The organism is Pseudomonas sp. MF5691, assembly GCF_016405645.1.
Taxonomy (GTDB): domain Bacteria; phylum Pseudomonadota; class Gammaproteobacteria; order Pseudomonadales; family Pseudomonadaceae; genus Aquipseudomonas; species Aquipseudomonas shahriarae.
This window is the reverse complement of the sequence record NZ_JAEKDC010000019.1, coordinates 69,450-87,159: the sequence shown is the minus strand read 5'-3', so window position 1 is coordinate 87,159 and position 17,710 is coordinate 69,450. Positions and strand designations below refer to the sequence as shown.

Below are 17,710 nucleotides of genomic sequence, written 5' to 3'. Positions count from 1 at the left end.
AACCGCCGTCGGCTGCCCCGTTTCACCTTTTGGAGAACGCCCCTGTGATATCGACCCTGCATGTAGCCAGACTCAAAGCCTGGGGCGCCCATGGCTTTACCGCCACCGGCGTGGTGCTGGCCTTCCTTGCGACGCTGGCGCTGCTGGAGAACCAACCCAAGGCCTGCCTGCTGTGGCTGGGCCTGGCGTTGATTGTGGATGGCGTGGACGGGTCGCTGGCGCGGCGGGTCAATGTGCAGACCGTGCTGCCAAGCTTCGATGGCTCGGTACTGGACCTGGTGATTGACTACCTGACGTATGTGTTTATCCCGGCGCTGTTTATCTACCGCTATATCGACCTGCCGGACTTCACCCACCTGTTCACCGTCTCGGTGATCCTGGTGTCGTCGTTGTTCTGCTTCTGCAACGTCAATATGAAGAGCAAGGACAACTACTTCCAGGGCTTCCCCGCGGCCTGGAATGTGGTGGCGCTGTGTGTCTACATTATCGACCCGGACGCCTGGATAACCTTGGCCACGGTGATCGGCCTGGCGCTGCTGACGGTGACGCCGATGAAGTTCCTGCACCCGTTCCGGGTCAAGCGCTTTATGCCGATCAATATTGCGGTGACCACGGTGTGGCTGCTGTGCAGCCTGTTGCTGGTGATCGACCAGCCGTACACCAACAAGCTGACCATGGGCTTGTGGTTGTTGATGTCGGCGTATTTCCTGGGGATTTGTATCTGGCGTACGGCGATGGAGTGGTTGGATAAATCGCGCAAGGCATAACCCGTGAAGTGTTGTGGCGAGCCGCCCTCGCCACAGCAACCCAGCGCAAGACCGGCAGTCAGAACGCCAGCTTGAAACCAATCAACCCCAGCATCACCGCCAGGCACGGACGCAGCAGCTCATCCGGCACCCGGCCGGACATATGGCTGCCGAAGTAGATACCCGGCAGCGAGCCCATCAGCAAGAACCCCAGCAAATGCCAGTCCATATTACCCATGCTCGCATGCCCAAGGCCCGCGACCAGGGTCAGGGGGACTGCGTGGGCGATTTCGGTGCCCACCAGGCGCTTGGTGGCCAAAAACGGGTACAGGATAAACAGCGCCACGGTGCCCAGGGCGCCGGCACCGATGGAGGTCAGGGCAACCATGGTGCCGAGGATCGCCCCAGTGAATACCGTCAACCCATTCAGGTTGCGCGGGCTCATATGGTAGTTGTCGCCCGCATGGCGCTGGGCAAAAGCCAACAATCGCTTCTTGAACAGAATCGCCAGGGCCGTGAGCAACAGCACCACACCCAGGGCTTGCTTGATCACTTCGTTCATCGCGCTGGGATCGGTATGCAGGCTCTTGAGGAACCACAGCGTCAGCAACACCGCCGGCACACTGCCCAGGGTCAGCCAGCCGGTGATGGTCCAGTCGATGTTCTTGTTCTTGCCATGCACCAGCACCCCACCGGATTTGGTGATGGCGGCATACAGCAGGTCGGTACCCACGGCGGTCGCCGGGTTGATGCCGAACCACAGCAGGATCGGGGTCATCAACGACCCTCCACCGACGCCGGTCATGCCGACGATAAAACCAACAATCAGGCCCGCCACCACAAAACCAAAATTACCCACATCCATTACAGCTACCTGCGGCCTTATAAAATTCTGGCGGCAGCATAGCGATTTTTCTTATAACTACTTATATCAATACGATCTGACTTTATTCCTTTTGTGTTTTGCAGATTTATTTGCCGCACCGTGCATCCAATCGGCCACGCCGTGAGTAGTACAGGAAGCAGCCGCAGCGCTGCTCAGCTGTTCACCCTTACGGAGAGACACCGATGAACGCTAAACCCCTGCTCTGCCTGACCTGCCTGCTGATTGCCGCACCGGCGGCCTTTGCCCAGACCAGCCTGCCCGACAGCATCAAGGTGCCGGACGGGCACAAGCTGATCCTGGAAACCACCGGTGTCGGCGAAATCACCTACGAATGCCGCGACAAGGCCAACGCTGCCGGCCAGACCGAGTGGGTCTTTGTCGGCCCCAAGGCGGTGCTCAACGATCGTAGCGGTAAGCAAGTGGGTACCTACTTCGGCCCGCCTGCCACCTGGCAGGCCAAGGACGGTTCGAAAGTCACCGGCACCCAACTGGCCGTGGCGCCGTCCAGCGCCGGCAACCTGCCCTATCAGTTGGTCAAGGCCAATCCGGCTGAAGGCCAGGGTGCCATGACCGGCGTCAGCTATATCCAGCGCGTGGCGCTCAAGGGTGGCGTGGCGCCGAGTGCCGAATGCAGCACCGCCACCAAGGGCCAGCAGCAAGTGGTGAAGTACCAGGCGGACTACCTCTTCTGGGCGGCCAAATGATCCGCCCGGCCAGAAAACTCGTCTAAGCTGCTGCGATAGCACCCCGGCCACTCTGGGCCGGGGGTTGACCCTGAAATGGCGGCCCCAGTCCTTGCCCGAACTTCTCTTTGACTATGAAGCCTGCCTGTTGGCCTGCGCCCGTGGCGAACAGCAAGCCTTGCGTCAGTTGTATGAACACGATTGCGCCCGTCTGCTCGGCGTGGCCAAGCGCATCGCACGGAACACGGCCCTGGCAGAGGACATCGTGCATGAGGCATTTATCAACATCTGGAACGGCGCCAGCGGGTTCGACCCGCGCCGGGGTTCGGCCCGTGGCTGGGTGTACAGCGTGACCCGGCATATGGCGCTCAACGTTATGCGTAAAAGTCAGCGTGAGGTCGCGCTCAGTGATGAGCACGAACGCACACTGGTGGCTGAGCCCACGGCCGAGCACTTCGAGTACCGCGCCCGCAGCGGCAAGGTTTATCAGTGCCTGGAGCATCTGGAACCGTCGCGCCGCAGTTGCCTGTTGCATGCGTATGTCGATGGCCTGTCCCACAGTGAAATCGCACAGAAACTGGACACCCCGCTGGGGACTGTCAAAGCCTGGATCAAACGCAGCCTCGCGGCCTTGCGTGAGTGCATGGCATGACACCCGACGAATTGGACGAACTGGCCAGCGAATACGTGCTGGGGACCTTGGCCGCAGATCAACGTTTGCAGGTGCAGCAACGCCTGGAACACGACGCGCCCTTGCGCGCGGCGGTGGATGCCTGGGAACAGCGCCTGCTGCCCCTGACCGAACTGGCCGAGCCGCTGGCGCCGTCGCCCTACCTGTGGCGACGCATTGAACGCAGCCTGGGCCATCACACCCTGGGCGATGCGCGGTCAGTGCCGTGGTGGAACCTGCTCGCCCTGTGGCGTGGCCTGGCCGGTGCAGGCTTGTTGGCCAGTCTGGTGCTGGCCACACTGCTGCTGACCCGCCCCGCCGCCGTCAACCCGACCGCCTACGTGGTGGTGCTGATGGCGCCACAGAGCCAGGCGCCGGGCTGGGTGATCCAGGCCAGCAACGATCAGCAAATCCAGCTGATCCCCCTGGGCGTGGTGCAGATACCGGCAGACAAGGCGCTGGAGTTCTGGACCAAGGGTGATGACTGGCAAGGCCCGGTTTCGCTTGGGTTGGTCAAGCCGGGGCAAAGCCTGTCGATCCCCCTGGATAAACTGCCGCCGCTGGCGCCCAACCAACTGTTCGAGCTGACCCTGGAAGGCCCCAATGGCTCGCCGACCGGCAAGCCGACCGGGCCGATCCAGGCGATTGGCCGTGCGGTAAAGGTGATCTAGCACTGGATTAAAACGCTGACTCGCGCCATCCTCCGCGTTTTACGCCGCCTTATCTGCGGCGCTTGACGCTCAAAGGATATGTTCATGCACGACCACGCCCTCGCCCCTGCCGATTTCGAGTTCATCGAAGACATTCTGCTCAAATACGGCGACGACAACTCGGTGTTGAACCTGGCCGAGCTCGACGGCTACTTCACGGCCCTGGTGTCCGGCCCGGCGCCGGTGGACGTTGCCATCTGGTTCCCGGCCATCTGGGGTGGGCAGGTCCCGGCCTGGGAAAGCAAGGAAGAACTCGGGCAGTTTATCGACCTGTGCACGCGCCATCTCAACAGCCTTGCCCTGCAGTTGGCCAGCGATGCCCAGGGTTTTGAGGCACGCTTTGAACAAACCGAACACCAGGACCAGCCGCTGACCCTCGCCGAGGAATGGTGCTTTGGCTATATCCGTGGCGCCGCGATCAGCGAATGGCCGCCCCTGCCGAGCGAACAGGCGGCACAGTTGGAAGCCATCTCCTGGTGCGCCGAGCAGGACAACTTCGAATTGCCGGCCGACCTGGATGTCGCCGCCCATCAGCAGCAGGTGGCGCGCATCGAACCAGCCGCCAGGGCCTTGCATGCCTATTGGCTGAGCCAGCGCGGTTAAACCTGCGCCACGATTTGACCCTGCCGTGCCGGATGGTCGATTATTCGTCTCCGCCAGCCGGCCACTCCCAGCCACCGCGCCTTGAATCAGGAGCCTTGTACCTTGAGTTCGCAGAAAACCGTGACCGTGACACCGCCCAACTTTCCATTGCACGGCAAGGTAGCGCCTCCCGGCTCCAAATCCATTACCAACCGTGCCCTGTTGCTGGCGGCCCTGGCCAAGGGCACCAGCCGCCTGAGCGGCGCGCTGAAAAGCGACGACACCCGACATATGTCCGTGGCCTTGCGCCAGATGGGCGTAACCATTGATGAGCCGGATGACGTGACCTTTGTCGTCACCGGCCACGGCAAGCTGCAACTGCCGGCGCAACCCCTGTTCCTGGGCAACGCCGGCACCGCAATGCGCTTTCTTACGGCCGCCGTGGCGACCGTGGAAGGCAGCGTGGTACTGGATGGCGACGCGTACATGCAAAAGCGCCCGATCGGCCCGCTGCTGGCGACCCTGAACCAGAACGGCATCCAGGTTGAAAGCCCCACCGGCTGCCCGCCCGTGACCGTGCATGGGCGCAGCAAGGTGCAGGCCAAGCGCTTCGAGATCGACGGCGGCCTGTCCAGCCAGTACGTGTCGGCGCTGTTGATGCTCGCGGCGTGCGGCGAGGCCCCTATCGAGGTGGCCCTGACCGGCAAGGACATCGGCGCCCGTGGCTATGTCGACCTGACCCTGGATTGCATGCGCGCGTTCGGCGCCCAGGTGGACGTGGTCAACGACAGCACCTGGCGCGTGGCCCCCACCGGCTACACCGCCAACGATTATCTGATCGAACCCGACGCTTCGGCGGCCACCTACCTGTGGGCGGCTGAAGTACTCACGGGCGGCAGCATCGACCTGGGCGTCGCGGCCCAGGACTTCACCCAGCCCGACGCCAAGGCCCAGGCCGTGATCGCGCAATTCCCGCAGATGCCGGCCACAGTGGTCGGCTCGCAGATGCAGGACGCCATCCCGACCCTCGCAGTGCTGGCGGCGTTCAACAACACCCCGGTGCGTTTCACCGAACTGGCCAACCTGCGGGTCAAGGAATGCGACCGCGTCCAGGCCCTGCATGACGGCCTCAACGAGATCCGCCCGGGGCTGGCGACCATCATCGGTGACGACTTGCTGGTGGCCAGCGATCCGGCGTTGGCGGGCACTGCGTGCACCGCACTGATCGACACCCACGCCGACCACCGCATCGCCATGTGCTTTGCGCTGGCGGGCCTGAAAGTCTCGGGCATCAAGATTCAGGACCCGGACTGCGTGGGCAAGACCTATCCTGAGTACTGGAACGCCCTGGGCAGCCTGGGCGTGCAACTGACCTACTAAGCCGTCAGCACCAGCGTGGGGAGGGAGTGATCATGACAATTCGCCAACCCTGCCCACCGGCTGTGTGTGACTGCGAGCGCGAGCAACTGCTCGAGGCCCCCGGTGCCGACCAGCGCATCCTGCAACTGACCCGCCAGGAAGAAAAAAAGCTGCTCGAACGCCTGGAAAACCTGCAAAGCCTGGCCGACCTGGAACGCATGCAACACCTGATGCACCAGCAACTGGGCATCCGCGTGCATATCGCCCCGGGGCATACCGAAGTCAAAAGCATGCGCGGGATCCAGATCGTCATCGACGACCTGCCGGGGCTGTGTCGCAAGACGCGGCAGTCGATTCCGGCAGCCATTCGCAAAGGGATGGAGAAACGGCCGGAGATTGCTTATCGGTTGCTGGATGCCCATGACCTGTTTCGCGACAGCCCGCCGTTGTTGTGAGCAACGGGCTTGATCAGACCCGTTGCCACAACAGCCGCCGGTCAGGCCAAGCGGTTTTGCACAAACACCTGGGCCTTGCGCGCCATCTGATCGAAATGCCGGTCCCGCTGTTTCTCGGCGTCGATCATCGCGCGCTTGCCGTGTTTGTTTAGCAAATAGGTGTGAATCTGCCGCACTTCCAGGGAGCTGTAGATCGACGCCACATCCAACACGCCCATCAGGCCATCGGTGCTGTAGTCACGGGTATTCATCAATACCTGAGTGCCACGCACGCCGCGCACCTGAAAGCCCATGGCTTCGAACGCCGGGACTTTTTCCACCGCGCAGGTCAGTTCGCCGTGGGGGTAACGGCCGAGCATGTCATCCATCATCGCCCGCGCCACGCCCTGGCGGCGGTGGCTGGCATGCACGGCCATATAGGTCGCGCCACAGGCCTCGGGGTCATCCTTGACCGGCAGGTACAGCAGGAAGCCAATGACCTTGGCCGGATCCTGCTCATCCATCGCGACAATCAGCTCAACCGCAATGCCCTTGCCCCCGCCCAGCGCTTCCAGGTACAGGTGCACTTCGTAGCCGATTGCATATTGGTAGATGTTGTACAGCAGGTTGCTCGGCGGGATGGCGACCATGCTGATATCGGTCAGGTAGTCGACCACCATCTGCAGAATCTGGCTGTTGACCGGCTCGGGGCATGGGCTTGCGTAGTGGGTAAGGGTGAACATCGAATTCCTGTTTCCTGGTATTTCGCATCAAGGCTGGCGGGATTGTACCCGTTCTGCGCCACACACCTCGCGCAAACAGCCACGCAACCAACGATGCGCGAGGTCGGCATCCAGGCGTGGATGCCAGAGCATCGCCACGCTGAACTCCGGGACGTCGACCGGCAGGGCAAAGCTGAACAGACCATCGCGCAGGCCATGGGTATAACGCTCTGGGACGCTGGCGATCAGGTCGGTCCTTTGCGCCAGTGCCACGGCGGTGGAGAACCCGGTGACGATAGTCGCCACGTCACGCGTGAGGTGCAAGGCCTCAAGGGCATCGTCGATCTGCCCGCGCTCGCGCCCGCGCCGGGACACGTAGATATGCCGGCCGGCGGCGTAGCGCGCAGGGGTGATGGGCCCCTGGCTCAGTGGATGGCCGGCGCGGACCACGCCGATAAAACGGTCGCGAAACAGTAACTGGGTCAGCACTTCGGGGTTGGCCGTGCTATCGACCACGCCGGTTTCCAGGTCCACGCCGCTGTCGCGCAGCGGTGTGCCGGGCTTATGCACAAAGTGCAGGCGTACGCCGGGCGCCTGCGCGGCGATATGGGCCAGCAGCGCCGGGCCAAAACTCTCGACAAACCCTTCGCTGGTGCGCAGCACAAAGGTTCGCTGCAGGCTCTTGAGGTCCAGGACCTGCAGCGGACGCAGCAGTGCTTCGGCGTCCTGTACCAGTTGGCTGACCCGTTCGCGCAGTTCCAGGGCGCGTGGCGTCGGCACCAGGCCTCGGCCGGCGCGCACCAGCAACGGGTCACCGGTGGTTTCACGCAGCCGCGCCAACGCCCGGCTCATGGCCGAGGGGCTCAGGCCCAGGCGCTGGGCGGCACGGGCGACGCTGCCTTCGGCGAGCAGCACGTCCAGGGTGACCAGCAGATTGAAATCGGGAAGCGACACGGCAGCAATCCTCATCAGGCGTTTGACGCAGGTATAGAGTGCAACTGCTGCGTCTTCCGCCATGCTAGGCGAGACCATAGAGTGCAGGCAACGACTAGGTGCAGCACAAGGAAAATCCCATGACGTCCCCTACCCCACGCGGCGCGCTCGCCGGTTTATCGTTGTGCATGCTCCTGGCTGCACTGGGCACCAGCATTGCCAATGTCGGCCTGCCGCAGATGGCCGAGGGCTTTACGGCAGCCTTTGCAGCGGTGCAATGGGTGGTGCTGAGTTATCTGCTGGCGATCACGGCCGTGCTGGTGGGTGTGGGCCGCCTGGGGGATCGGTTCGGCCATCGACGCCTGCTGCTGGCGGGTGTGGCGGTCTTCGCCGTGGCATGCGCCCTGTGCAGCGCCGCGCCCTCCCTCGGTGCCTTGGTCGCGGCGCGGGCGCTGCAAGGGCTCGGCGCAGCGACCATGATGGCAATGACCATGGCGCTGGTCACCGCCACCGTGCCCAAGGAGCAGACCGGGCGCGTCATGGGTTTGCTGGGAACGATGTCGGCGGTGGGTACCGGCTTGGGGCCGGCCATCGGTGGCGCACTGATTGCGGCGTCGGGCTGGCGCGCGCTGTTCCTGGTGATGCTGCCGTTGGCCGCCCTGGCGTTCGTGCTGGTGCAGCGCACACAGGCCGACAGAGATCCGCCACCACCCGCTGGCGGCCGCGTCAGTGTCTTCTCGGCACTCCATGACCGAGCCCTGGGCGCCGGGCTTGGCATGAGTACGCTGGTGGCGGCCGTGATGATGACCACCCTGGTCGCCGGGCCGTTTTACCTGAGCCATGGCCTAGGGCTGGATCCCACGCCAATGGGCCTGGCCATGGCTGTCGGCCCTTGCGTCGCGGCGCTCGCGGGCATACCGGCCGGGCGCCTGACCGACCGCTGGGGCAGCTATGCCACGACGCTTGGCGGCCTGTTGTGCATGCTCGCCGGCTGCTTGATGTTGGTGTTGCTGCCCTTGGGCGCTGCAGGTTATATCGGCGCGCTGGTGATCCTCACCCTGGGCTACGCGCACTTTCAGGCGGCCAACAACACAGCGGTGATGAGCAATCTGTCGGCGGACCGACGCGGCGTGATCGCGGGCTGGCTGAACCTGTCGCGCAATCTGGGCCTGATTATCGGCGCCTGGGCCCTGGGCGCGGTGTTTGCCTGGGGCACTGGCGATCTCCAGTCAGCCCTCCCCGCAGCAGTCGGCCAAGGCTTGCGCGTGACCTTTGCGGTGGCCGCAGGGCTGGTTGTGCTGGCGCTGCTGCTGGCCTTGGGGCGCCAGGTAAAAACGCTGCAAGCCACAGCGGCGCCTTGACAAGGGAAAATCGTAACAGCTATTGTCTGACAACCTGATCACCTAGGTTTTGCCATGCTTGAGCTTCAGCGTCCAGATTCCCTCGTTGTGCGTGTTGTCAGCGCCATACGGGCCGAGATTGACTCCGGACAACTGGCGCCCGAGTCGCGCCTGCCCACCGAGCAGCAATTGGCGGAACAGTTGAATGTCAGCCGTTCGGTGGTGCGCGAGGCGATTGCCCAGCTCAAGGCCGATGGCGTGCTGACCGCCCGCCGTGGCCTGGGCTCGTTTATTTCGCAGACCCCGGCCGGTACGGTGTTCCGCTTTCCGGAAAAAAATGGCCGACGCCCTGACCTCGCGCAAATGTTCGAAGTGCGCCTGTGGATCGAAACCCAGGCGGCCTCCATTGCCGCCCAACGCCGCGACGCCGACGACCTGCAACGCATGAAACGTGCCCTGCAGGAAATGCACGACAAGCGCGCCGACTTTGAGGCCGCTGCACTGGCCGACGTGGAGTTTCACCGGGCCATCGCCGACGCCAGCAAAAACGAGTATTTCGTCGCCTTCCACGACTTTCTGCGCAGCCAGTTGGCCAGCGCACGCAAGACCGCCTGGGAAAACTCGGCGTCGCGCTTTGCCAGCGGCTCGGCGGACGCCACCCAGGAACACCAGGCGCTGTACCAGGCCATCGTCGACGCCGACCCCCAGGGTGCCGCCGCCGCCGCCGAGGCGCATTTGCGTGCCGCCGCCAAACGCTTGCAACTGGAGCTGCCGGCCACCCATTGATCCATCGAACACCTATAAAGCGTGCCCGCGGGCACGCTGTTTTTTTAACAAAAACATTAGTCTGACAACCTGATAAGCAGACTGAAATGTACTGATTTAGGTAGCCCACATGATTTATGACTTTTGCATCATCGGTGGCGGCATTGTCGGCCTGGCCACCGCGATGGAGTTGCTCAAGCGCCAGCCCAACGCGTCCCTGGTGATCCTGGAAAAGGAACCAGTGCTGGCCAAGCACCAGACCGGCCATAACAGCGGCGTGATCCATGCCGGCATCTACTACGCACCCGGCAGCCTCAAGGCCGAGTTGTGCAAGCGTGGCGCCGAGGCCACCAAACAGTTCTGCAGCGAGCACGGGATCAAGTTCGAGGTGTGCGGCAAATTGCTGGTGGCCTCCACGGCCCTGGAAGTGCAGCGCATGGAAGCGCTGTATGCGCGCTCGCAGCTCAACGGGATGAAGGTCGAGCGCCTGGACGCCGAGCAACTGCGGGCCCGCGAGCCGAACATTGTCGGCCTGGGCGGGTTGTTCCTCGATGCCACCGGGATAGTCGACTACCGCCAGGTCTGCGAAACCATGGCTACAGTGATTCGCCGCAACGGGGGTGAGATCTGCCTGGAAAAAACCGTCACGGCGATTGCCGAAGACACCGACAAAGTCACCGTCAGCACCCACGACGGCGCCTGGCAAGCGCGGCACCTGGTGGTGTGCGCAGGCCTGCAATCGGACCGCCTGGCGACCCTGGCCGGGATTGATATCGACCACCAGATCATCCCCTTCCGTGGCGAGTATTTCCGCTTGCCCGCGTCGAAGAACAACATCGTCAACCACTTGATCTACCCGATCCCGGATCCGGAGCTGCCGTTTCTGGGGGTGCACCTGACCCGCATGATTGATGGCAGCGTCACCGTCGGCCCCAATGCGGTGCTGGGCCTGGGCCGGGAGAACTACAAGAAGTTTTCCGTCAACTGGAAGGATGTGGCCGAGTACGCGCGCTTCCCCGGCTTCTGGAAAACCATCTGGCAGAACCTCGGCTCCGGCAGCGTGGAAATGAAGAATTCGTTGTTCAAGTCCGGCTACCTGGAGCAATGCCGCAAGTACTGCCCGTCCCTGGAACTCGAAGACCTGCTGCCCTACGAAGCCGGGATCCGCGCCCAGGCGGTGATGCGCGACGGCAGCCTGGTGCACGATTTCCTGTTCGCCCAGACGCCGCGCATGTTGCATGTGTGCAATGCGCCGTCACCGGCGGCCACCTCGGCGATTCCGATTGGCGAAATGATCGCCGACCGCATGTTCACCCCCAACTAAACACCCCCCTGCAGGAGCTGTCTCGCCCCGCGAGGCTGCGATGACGGCGGCGCAGGCAACCAATGTATCGCCTGCCCCAGCGCTATCGCAGCCTCGCCAAGGCTCGACAGCTCCCACATTTGATCGCGTTCGCAACACCCTAATAAATATAATGACTGAGAAGGAAGTACAGCATGACGGCAAAAGCCCACACCCCGGCCACGGTGGAAACCCCGGCACAAACCAAGAAGCGCCTGCGCAAGGTGGCTGCTGCCACCATCTTCGGTTCGATGCTGGAGTGGTATGACTTCTACCTCTACGCAACCATGGCGGCGATTGTCTTTTCGAAGATCTTCTTTGATAACAGTGACCCGAAAACCGCGACCCTGATGGCGTTCTCCACCTTTGCCATCGGCTTTATCGCCCGCCCCTTCGGCGGCATCCTGTTCGGCTACCTGGGCGACAAGTTCGGCCGCAAACATGTGCTGGTGTTGACCTTCTGCATGATGGGCGTGTGCACCACGCTGATCGGCCTGATCCCCAGCTATGCCTCGATTGGCATCTGGGCGCCGATCATTCTGGTGTTTATCCGCATCATCCAGGGCCTGGGCGCCGGTGCCGAGCTGTCGGGCGCAGCGGTCACTTCCTACGAGCATGCTTCAGAAGGCAAGCGCGGCAGCCAGGGGGCCTGGCCGGCGCTGGGCTTGAACCTGGGCCTGCTGCTGTCGTCGCTGACCGTGTACCTGCTGACCATCAATGGCAATGAGTTCCTGTTGGCCGGCGGCTGGCGCATCCCGTTTATCTGCAGTATCGCCCTGGTGGGTGTGGGCCTGTGGGTGCGTAACAGCATCCCGGAAACCCCCGAGTTCAAAGAACTGAGCCAGGAGCCGGCCAAGGCCAAGGTCTCGCCGCTCAAGGCCCTGTTCAAGAATGACCTCAAGGGCCTGGCGGTGGTGTTCTTCGTGGCCATTGGCTACAACGCCCTGAGCTACATCTTCAAGACCTTCTCCCTGGCCTATCTGACGCAGTTCAAGGGCGTTGATGTGCACGTCACTTCGCTGTCGGTGACCATCGCCAGCCTGGTGGCGATTGTCGCCGTGCCATGCTTCGGTTGGCTGTGTGACAAGTGGAGCAGCAAGTCGGTGCTGGTGCTGGGCGGCGTGCTGTCGCTGATGTTCGCCTACCCGTTCCTGGCGCTGTTGAACACCGGCGAAAGCCTGATGATCTACCTGGCCATCGGGATCGGCACCGGGATCCTCGCGCCGATGATGTTCGCGCCACAGGGCTCGTTCCTCAGCCGTCAGTTCCCGACCCAGACCCGTTCTTCGGGTTTCGGTACCGGCCGTGAAATCGGCACGGCCATCGCCGGTGGCCTGGCGCCTTTGGGGGCCTTGTCGATGGTGGCTGCCTCGGCCACTCACTCGACAGACGGCGTGGTGATCATTCTGGCCATCGCGTCAGTGCTGGTGGTGGTGTTTGCCCTGTGTGACCAGGGTCGCAAGCACTCGGCATTCAAGAACTAAGGGCAAAATATTGCCCAAGGGGTGCATCTGCGCCCCTTGATCGCGCATCATGGGCACTTTCATGCTCAAGGGAAACGTCCATGCGCGTTCTGTCATTGATGATGGGTGTTACCACGCTGGCCGCCAGTCTGGTGTTTTGCGCCACCGCGTCGGCGAGCGAAGAGAGTCAATTGATCGACTCGATCAACCAGTACCGCAGCCAGGTGCAGCGCTGTGGCGACCAGGGCTCCCAGGAGTTGCCGCCGCTGGCGGTCGACCCACGCCTGGTGTTGCCGGTCAATAATGTCGGCGATTTGCAGCAGGCCCTGGCCCAGGTGGCCTACCCGATGGTCAACGTGCAGGCGATCAGCCTGTCCGGGCCTCGCGACTCGCAATCGGCGATGAAAGCGGTACGCGAGAGCTTCTGCCGGGTGGTGCTCGACCCGCAATTCGTCGACATCGGCGTCAGCAACAATGGCCAGGACTGGCGCATTGTCCTCGCCCGCCCACTGTTGAGCCGTGGCTTGGCCAGCTCCCAGGACGCCGGCCCGCAGTTGCTGGAGATGGTCAACGCCGCCCGCAAACAACCGCGCCAGTGTGGCGAGCAAGCCTTCGCGGCCACCACGCCGCTGGCCTGGAACGCCCAGTTGGCCAGCGCCGCCGACAGTCATGCACGCAATATGGCCAACCACAACTTCTTCGACCACCTGGACCGCGACGGTCGGACCCCGGGCGACCGCGCGGAACTGGCCGGTTATGTGGCGCAACAGATCGGCGAGAACATCGCGGCCGGCCTGGACACGCCGCGCAAGGTGGTTGACGGCTGGCTCGCCAGCCCCGGGCATTGCGCCAACCTGATGAACCCACAATTTCGCGAATTGGGCGCCGCCTATGGGCTGGATCCGAAAAGCGATGCGGGGATTTACTGGACGGCATTGTTGGGCACGCAATAGCGTCGAAACGAACAAGGTATTGAGTCGATGACAGACTGGCTGCAAGGCGGCGGTGAGATGGCCGAACGGGTTCGCCGCCATGACTGGGCCAACTCCCCCCTGGGGCCAATAGAGCAATGGCCGGACGTGCTCAAGACCACGGTGTCCCTGAGCCTTGCTTCCCGTTTCCCTCAGGCGGTGGTGTGGGGGCCCGAATTGATCACGCTGTATAACGACGCGTTCATTCCGGTGCTGGGCAACAAACCAGAGGCACTGGGCCAACCCTTCAGCACGATCTGGCAGGAAGCCTGGAGCCAGATCCGCCCGATCGCCGATGCTGCATTCGACGGCCAGGCAACGTTTATCGAAGACTTCCCACTGATCGTCGAGCGTGGCGCGGCGCCGGAACAGGCTTATTTCACGTTCTGCTATAGCCCGATCCGCGACTCCACAGGCAAGGTGGTGGGGATGCTCGACACCGTGACCGAGACCACCAATACGGTGTTTATGACGCGCCGCCTGGCCGTGCTGGATGCCATCAGCCTCGGTGTGGCCAACGCCACCGATCCGGCGGCGATCATGGCGGCCACCACGCGGGTGCTGGCGACCCACCTGAACCTGTCCAACTGCGCCTATGCCGACATGGAGGCCGACGAAGACGGTTTTACCATCCGCGGCAACTGGGCCGCAGAAGGCTCGCCCAGCATCGTCGGGCATTATCGCCTGACGGACTTCGGCCAATTGGCGGTCGAGCGCCTGCAGGCCGGCGAGCCGTTGATCATCAATGACAACCTGACGGAGCTGACGCCCGAGGAGGCCGCGACCTTCCAGGCCATTGGCGTGACGGCGACGATTTGCATGCCGCTGATCAAGTCCGGGCGTCTGACCGCGCTGATGGCCATTCACGACCGCGTCCCGCGGCGCTGGTCTTCCTACGACCTGGCGCTGCTGGGTGAGGTCACGGAGCGCTCCTGGGCCCATATCGAACGGGTGCGGGCCGATGCCATTGTGCGTGAGGGCCTGTCGGCGCTGGCCGATTTGAATGCGACCCTGGAGCAACGGGTCATGGAGCGCACCACCCTGCTCAACCAGACTGAAGCGGCGTTGCGCCAGTCGCAGAAGCTCGAAGCCATTGGCCAGTTGACCGGCGGCGTTGCCCACGACTTCAACAACCTGCTGACAATCATCCGCTCGTCGGTGGACTTCCTGCGCATGCCCAACCTGCCCGAAGAGCGCCGCGAGCGATACATGAGTGCGGTGACCGATACCGTAGAACGCGCCAGCAAGCTGACCAGCCAATTGCTCGCCTTCGCCCGGCGCCAGCCGCTCAACCCACAAGTGTTCAATGTGGGCCAGCGCGTGCAAAACATCGGCGACATGCTGGAGACGCTTACCGGTGCGCGGATTCACGTCCGCGTCCAATTGCCGGAACAGGCGTGTTACGTCTGCGCGGATTCCAGCCAGTTTGAAACCGCGCTGATCAACATCGCCCTCAACGCGCGGGATGCAATGAATGGCCAGGGTACGCTGGTGTTACGCCTGGACCGGGACCAGCCGTTGCCATGCATTCGCGGGCATGGCGGCTCCGGCAAACCCTTCGTCGCGATCTCCCTGGCGGACACCGGCAGCGGGATTGCCTCGAGTACCTTTGAACGCATCTTCGAACCGTTCTTCACCACCAAGGAAGTCGGCAAAGGCACCGGGCTTGGGCTGTCGCAGGTATTCGGGTTCGCCAAGCAGTCGGGAGGCAATGTCGATGTCGCCAGTGTGCTCGGCCAGGGCACCGTGTTTACCCTGTACCTGCCGCAAGTGGAGCCGGAGACGATCCTCGACAACGTGGTCGAGACGCCGCTTGAACTGGCCCCGGACGCCGGGCGACGGCGCATCTTGATCGTGGAGGACAACCTCGAAGTGGGCCGCTTCGCCAACCAGATTCTGCAGGACCTGGGCTACCAGACAGTGTGGGCCACCCATGCCGAAGAAGCCCTGGAAATGATCGGCCCGGATGCCCGGGCATTCGATGGGGTGTTCTCCGACGTGGTGATGCCCGGCATCGGTGGCGTGGCGCTGGCCCGGGAGTTGCGCCGGCGCCGGCCCGATCTGCCGGTGATCCTCACCTCCGGCTACAGCGAGGAACTGGCCAAGTCCGGTTATGACGGCTTTGAGTTTCTCGCCAAACCCTACTCCGCCGACCAGGTCTCACGGGTGCTGGCCAAGGCTATGGGCAAGGACTGAAGCCTAGGACGCGACCACCACCTGGTTGCGCCCCAAGGCCTTGGCGCGGTACAGGGCTTTGTCGGCCGTGTTCATCAAGTGCTGCAAGTCGTCGCCCACGGCAAGCGTCGAGGCCACCCCCAGGCTCGCACTCAACACCTGCACCGGGTCAATGGTCAAATCGGCAATGGCGCGGATCAGTTGTTCGCCGATGTCCCGTGCTACCTCAAGCGTGGTGTCGGGCAACAACACCGCAAACTCCTCGCCCCCCAGGCGGCCATAGATATCCGTCTGGCGAAAGGAGGCGCTGATCACCTGGCCAATCTGCTGCAACACCCGGTCACCCGTCTGGTGGCCGTAGGTGTCGTTGATGGCCTTGAAGTGATCCATGTCCAGCATCAGCGCACACAGGGGCTGGCGAGTGCGTTTGCATTGGTCATACAGCACCTGGGCCTTTTCGAAAAACGCCCGGCGGTTCATCAGCCCGGTGAGTTCGTCGGTCTCGGCAGCGCGCGTGGAAATACTGTGGGCCCGCTCTATTTCGCGGGTCAGGCGAAAGGCCTTCTCCAGGGCCTCGGACAATTTCCGTGAGGCGCCTACGACAAAGGATGAGAACACCAGCACTGCGATAGCCATGCCCATTTGCATCTTGGAAGGTTGAAACAGCAACCACAGGGTGCACGGCAACAGCACCAGGGCCATGGACACCATGGTCATGTAGCGGTAGGCCGAGTAACACGACACCGCGCTGACGGACATCCCCACGGTAAAGAGGATGACCAGCGCCTGGGTCAAGCGGTCATCGGTGGGCATTATGGCAAGGGCACCGGCGCCCCAGATCCCCGCAGAAAGCACCAGCGTAAGCCAATAATGGAGCTCCCAGCGGCGCGGCGTGCGCTCACTTCTGGGGCTGCGAAAATACTGGAAAAACATCAAAAAGCGCAGGAGCGACGAGCCGGACAGCAAGATCAGCCAGCCGATCATCAGGTCGCGATCAAGGCGGTCCCAACACAACCAGCACAACATGCCGGCGGCCAGATAGCTGCCGAAAACCGCAGAAAAGGATTGGCGAAACAACTGATGCAGGCAATCAGTCCGCACCTGCGCTTCGATGAAAAAATCCTGGTCCTGCTCACGCCCAAGGCCATTCATTTGATTCGCCTGATCAGTAGTGCCGCGACAAAATGGCATTGTGGCACCCTGCCAGTATCCAGAACAGCGAAATCCGCTGTAGATACCGCGTAAACGCCCATGTTAAAGCCATCGCGCCTCTGTAGGAGCTAGCTTGCTGGCAATGGCGATATGACTGTGAGCTGCAACGCCACGTCGCCCAGCGTCGACAGCTACTGCGGGTTTTCAATCCTGAGCCACGACCAGCGGGCCTGATAGCTTCTGGCCTTCTGCTGAAACAGATCCGGCTGCGGGGTGATGGGGTTGAGCCGGAGTATTCCCTGTTCGATGTCGGCCAAACCGAAAGGTGCATAAATTTCGCCCGTGTCTACGGCCAAGGCGATGCAGGTGCCCGCCACCAAATAGCGATCCACCCCATCCATGGCCGAGTGCAACTGGGGATAAGGCATGCCGAACCGCTGCGGGTACCAGAGATGCACACGCGCCTGGTTCTTCACTTCAATGTTCGCATGCAGGTCGCGGAAAAGTTCGGCGGCGCGCTCAATCACCGCATTCTCGGCTTCCCAGGACAGATCGGGATCGAAGTAGAACACGTCGTAATCCTTCACGCCCCAATCGGCGCTCAAACCGGCCTGATGATTCCACACCGCCTGGAACAGGCAACCGGCCGTCAGCAGGCATTGATCCAGGCCAAGGGCTGGCAGGCGCGCGGTCATTTCAGCATTGATGGGGTTGGTCATCGCCAACTCAACCAGCCTCTGGGTCGTCAGTCTCATGTGCAGTCCGTTGCCATTGCTC

General features: G+C 62.7%; 18 protein-coding genes. 13 read left to right on the top strand and 5 right to left on the bottom strand.

Features of this window, described 5'->3' with window-relative positions; all coding sequences use genetic code 11:
- Positions 1 to 44 precede the first annotated feature (44 nt).
- Positions 45 to 767, top strand: a complete 723-nt coding sequence (pcsA, locus tag JFT44_RS22590) for a phosphatidylcholine synthase (RefSeq protein ID WP_057441892.1) — start codon at positions 45 to 47, stop codon at positions 765 to 767.
- A gap of 58 nt (positions 768 to 825) precedes the next feature.
- Here pcsA and JFT44_RS22585 read toward each other — a convergent pair whose 3' ends face one another.
- On the bottom strand, positions 826 to 1,611 hold the full coding sequence (locus tag JFT44_RS22585; RefSeq protein WP_057441891.1) for a sulfite exporter TauE/SafE family protein: 786 nt from the start codon (positions 1,609 to 1,611) through the stop codon (positions 826 to 828).
- A gap of 203 nt (positions 1,612 to 1,814) precedes the next feature.
- On the opposite strand from JFT44_RS22585, the gene JFT44_RS22580 reads away from it, so the two are divergent.
- The 6 genes from JFT44_RS22580 to JFT44_RS22555 all read left to right on the top strand — a co-directional run bounded on the left by JFT44_RS22580 (position 1,815) and on the right by JFT44_RS22555 (position 6,091).
- Entirely contained in the window at positions 1,815 to 2,336 is a 522-nt protein-coding gene (locus JFT44_RS22580) for a DUF3455 domain-containing protein (protein WP_057959536.1), read from the top strand.
- A 91-nt stretch (positions 2,337 to 2,427) separates the two neighbouring features.
- Positions 2,428 to 2,967, top strand: coding sequence for a sigma-70 family RNA polymerase sigma factor (locus JFT44_RS22575; RefSeq protein WP_057959535.1), 540 nt, complete (start codon positions 2,428 to 2,430; stop codon positions 2,965 to 2,967).
- Positions 2,964 to 3,656 (top strand): anti-sigma factor domain-containing protein, encoded by a 693-nt coding sequence (locus JFT44_RS22570; protein WP_057959534.1) that lies wholly within the window; start codon positions 2,964 to 2,966, stop codon positions 3,654 to 3,656. Before JFT44_RS22575 ends, JFT44_RS22570 begins: the two co-directional genes overlap by 4 nt.
- A gap of 84 nt (positions 3,657 to 3,740) precedes the next feature.
- Positions 3,741 to 4,298 (top strand): UPF0149 family protein, encoded by a 558-nt coding sequence (locus JFT44_RS22565; RefSeq protein ID WP_057441885.1) that lies wholly within the window; start codon positions 3,741 to 3,743, stop codon positions 4,296 to 4,298.
- A 102-nt stretch (positions 4,299 to 4,400) separates the two neighbouring features.
- Entirely contained in the window at positions 4,401 to 5,657 is a 1,257-nt protein-coding gene (gene aroA / locus JFT44_RS22560) for a 3-phosphoshikimate 1-carboxyvinyltransferase (protein WP_186626177.1), read from the top strand.
- Between the two features lie 32 nt (positions 5,658 to 5,689).
- The gene (locus JFT44_RS22555; protein ID WP_057959531.1) at positions 5,690 to 6,091 is read left to right on the top strand and encodes a hypothetical protein; all 402 of its coding nucleotides are present in this window, start codon (positions 5,690 to 5,692) and stop codon (positions 6,089 to 6,091) included.
- Between the two features lie 41 nt (positions 6,092 to 6,132).
- Here the strand turns inward: JFT44_RS22555 and JFT44_RS22550 are convergent, their stop codons facing one another.
- Together JFT44_RS22550 and JFT44_RS22545 are read right to left on the bottom strand one after the other, a co-directional pair.
- Positions 6,133 to 6,813: a GNAT family N-acetyltransferase gene (locus tag JFT44_RS22550; RefSeq protein ID WP_198831197.1), complete on the bottom strand. Its 681-nt coding sequence runs from the start codon at positions 6,811 to 6,813 to the stop codon at positions 6,133 to 6,135.
- A 27-nt stretch (positions 6,814 to 6,840) separates the two neighbouring features.
- Complete coding sequence (locus tag JFT44_RS22545; RefSeq protein ID WP_057441905.1) at positions 6,841 to 7,746, bottom strand: LysR family transcriptional regulator; 906 nt, start codon at positions 7,744 to 7,746, stop codon at positions 6,841 to 6,843.
- A gap of 119 nt (positions 7,747 to 7,865) precedes the next feature.
- On the opposite strand from JFT44_RS22545, the gene JFT44_RS22540 reads away from it, so the two are divergent.
- The 6 genes from JFT44_RS22540 to JFT44_RS22515 all read left to right on the top strand — a co-directional run bounded on the left by JFT44_RS22540 (position 7,866) and on the right by JFT44_RS22515 (position 15,802).
- Positions 7,866 to 9,086, top strand: a complete 1,221-nt coding sequence (locus tag JFT44_RS22540) for an MFS transporter (RefSeq protein ID WP_057959529.1) — start codon at positions 7,866 to 7,868, stop codon at positions 9,084 to 9,086.
- A 54-nt stretch (positions 9,087 to 9,140) separates the two neighbouring features.
- Entirely contained in the window at positions 9,141 to 9,851 is a 711-nt protein-coding gene (locus tag JFT44_RS22535; protein WP_057959528.1) for a FadR/GntR family transcriptional regulator, read from the top strand.
- A gap of 109 nt (positions 9,852 to 9,960) precedes the next feature.
- Positions 9,961 to 11,154, top strand: coding sequence for an L-2-hydroxyglutarate oxidase (gene lhgO / locus JFT44_RS22530; RefSeq protein ID WP_128593569.1), 1,194 nt, complete (start codon positions 9,961 to 9,963; stop codon positions 11,152 to 11,154).
- A gap of 173 nt (positions 11,155 to 11,327) precedes the next feature.
- Positions 11,328 to 12,656 (top strand): MFS transporter, encoded by a 1,329-nt coding sequence (locus JFT44_RS22525; RefSeq protein ID WP_169990555.1) that lies wholly within the window; start codon positions 11,328 to 11,330, stop codon positions 12,654 to 12,656.
- A gap of 80 nt (positions 12,657 to 12,736) precedes the next feature.
- Positions 12,737 to 13,588: a CAP domain-containing protein gene (locus JFT44_RS22520; RefSeq protein WP_198792765.1), complete on the top strand. Its 852-nt coding sequence runs from the start codon at positions 12,737 to 12,739 to the stop codon at positions 13,586 to 13,588.
- Positions 13,589 to 13,615: 27 nt separating this feature from the next.
- Entirely contained in the window at positions 13,616 to 15,802 is a 2,187-nt protein-coding gene (locus tag JFT44_RS22515) for a response regulator (RefSeq protein WP_057959525.1), read from the top strand.
- Positions 15,803 to 15,805: 3 nt separating this feature from the next.
- On the opposite strand, the gene JFT44_RS22510 is transcribed toward JFT44_RS22515, so the two are convergent.
- Positions 15,806 to 16,933 carry a GGDEF domain-containing protein gene (locus JFT44_RS22510; RefSeq protein ID WP_057959524.1) on the bottom strand — a complete coding sequence of 376 codons (1,128 nt, stop codon included), beginning with the start codon at positions 16,931 to 16,933 and terminating at the stop codon, positions 15,806 to 15,808.
- A 191-nt stretch (positions 16,934 to 17,124) separates the two neighbouring features.
- Positions 17,125 to 17,688 carry a nucleotidyltransferase family protein gene (locus tag JFT44_RS22505; RefSeq protein ID WP_057441870.1) on the bottom strand — a complete coding sequence of 188 codons (564 nt, stop codon included), beginning with the start codon at positions 17,686 to 17,688 and terminating at the stop codon, positions 17,125 to 17,127.
- Positions 17,689 to 17,710 lie beyond the last annotated feature (22 nt).

Excerpts from the sequence above, each read along its gene's own strand:
- JFT44_RS22585 (WP_057441891.1), bottom strand. The coding sequence starts at position 1,611 with ATGGATGTGGGTAATTTTGGTTTTGTGGTGGCGGGCCTGATTGTTGGT.
- JFT44_RS22580 (WP_057959536.1), top strand. The coding sequence starts at position 1,815 with ATGAACGCTAAACCCCTGCTCTGCCTGACCTGCCTGCTGATTGCCGCA.
- JFT44_RS22570 (WP_057959534.1), top strand. The coding sequence starts at position 2,964 with ATGACACCCGACGAATTGGACGAACTGGCCAGCGAATACGTGCTGGGG.
- JFT44_RS22565 (WP_057441885.1), top strand. The coding sequence starts at position 3,741 with ATGCACGACCACGCCCTCGCCCCTGCCGATTTCGAGTTCATCGAAGAC.
- JFT44_RS22555 (WP_057959531.1), top strand. The coding sequence starts at position 5,690 with ATGACAATTCGCCAACCCTGCCCACCGGCTGTGTGTGACTGCGAGCGC.
- JFT44_RS22550 (WP_198831197.1), bottom strand. The coding sequence starts at position 6,813 with ATGTTCACCCTTACCCACTACGCAAGCCCATGCCCCGAGCCGGTCAAC.
- JFT44_RS22540 (WP_057959529.1), top strand. The coding sequence starts at position 7,866 with ATGACGTCCCCTACCCCACGCGGCGCGCTCGCCGGTTTATCGTTGTGC.
- JFT44_RS22535 (WP_057959528.1), top strand. The coding sequence starts at position 9,141 with ATGCTTGAGCTTCAGCGTCCAGATTCCCTCGTTGTGCGTGTTGTCAGC.
- lhgO (WP_128593569.1), top strand. The coding sequence starts at position 9,961 with ATGATTTATGACTTTTGCATCATCGGTGGCGGCATTGTCGGCCTGGCC.
- JFT44_RS22525 (WP_169990555.1), top strand. The coding sequence starts at position 11,328 with ATGACGGCAAAAGCCCACACCCCGGCCACGGTGGAAACCCCGGCACAA.
- JFT44_RS22520 (WP_198792765.1), top strand. The coding sequence starts at position 12,737 with ATGCGCGTTCTGTCATTGATGATGGGTGTTACCACGCTGGCCGCCAGT.
- JFT44_RS22515 (WP_057959525.1), top strand. The coding sequence starts at position 13,616 with ATGACAGACTGGCTGCAAGGCGGCGGTGAGATGGCCGAACGGGTTCGC.
- JFT44_RS22510 (WP_057959524.1), bottom strand. The coding sequence starts at position 16,933 with ATGAATGGCCTTGGGCGTGAGCAGGACCAGGATTTTTTCATCGAAGCG.
- JFT44_RS22505 (WP_057441870.1), bottom strand. The coding sequence starts at position 17,688 with ATGAGACTGACGACCCAGAGGCTGGTTGAGTTGGCGATGACCAACCCC.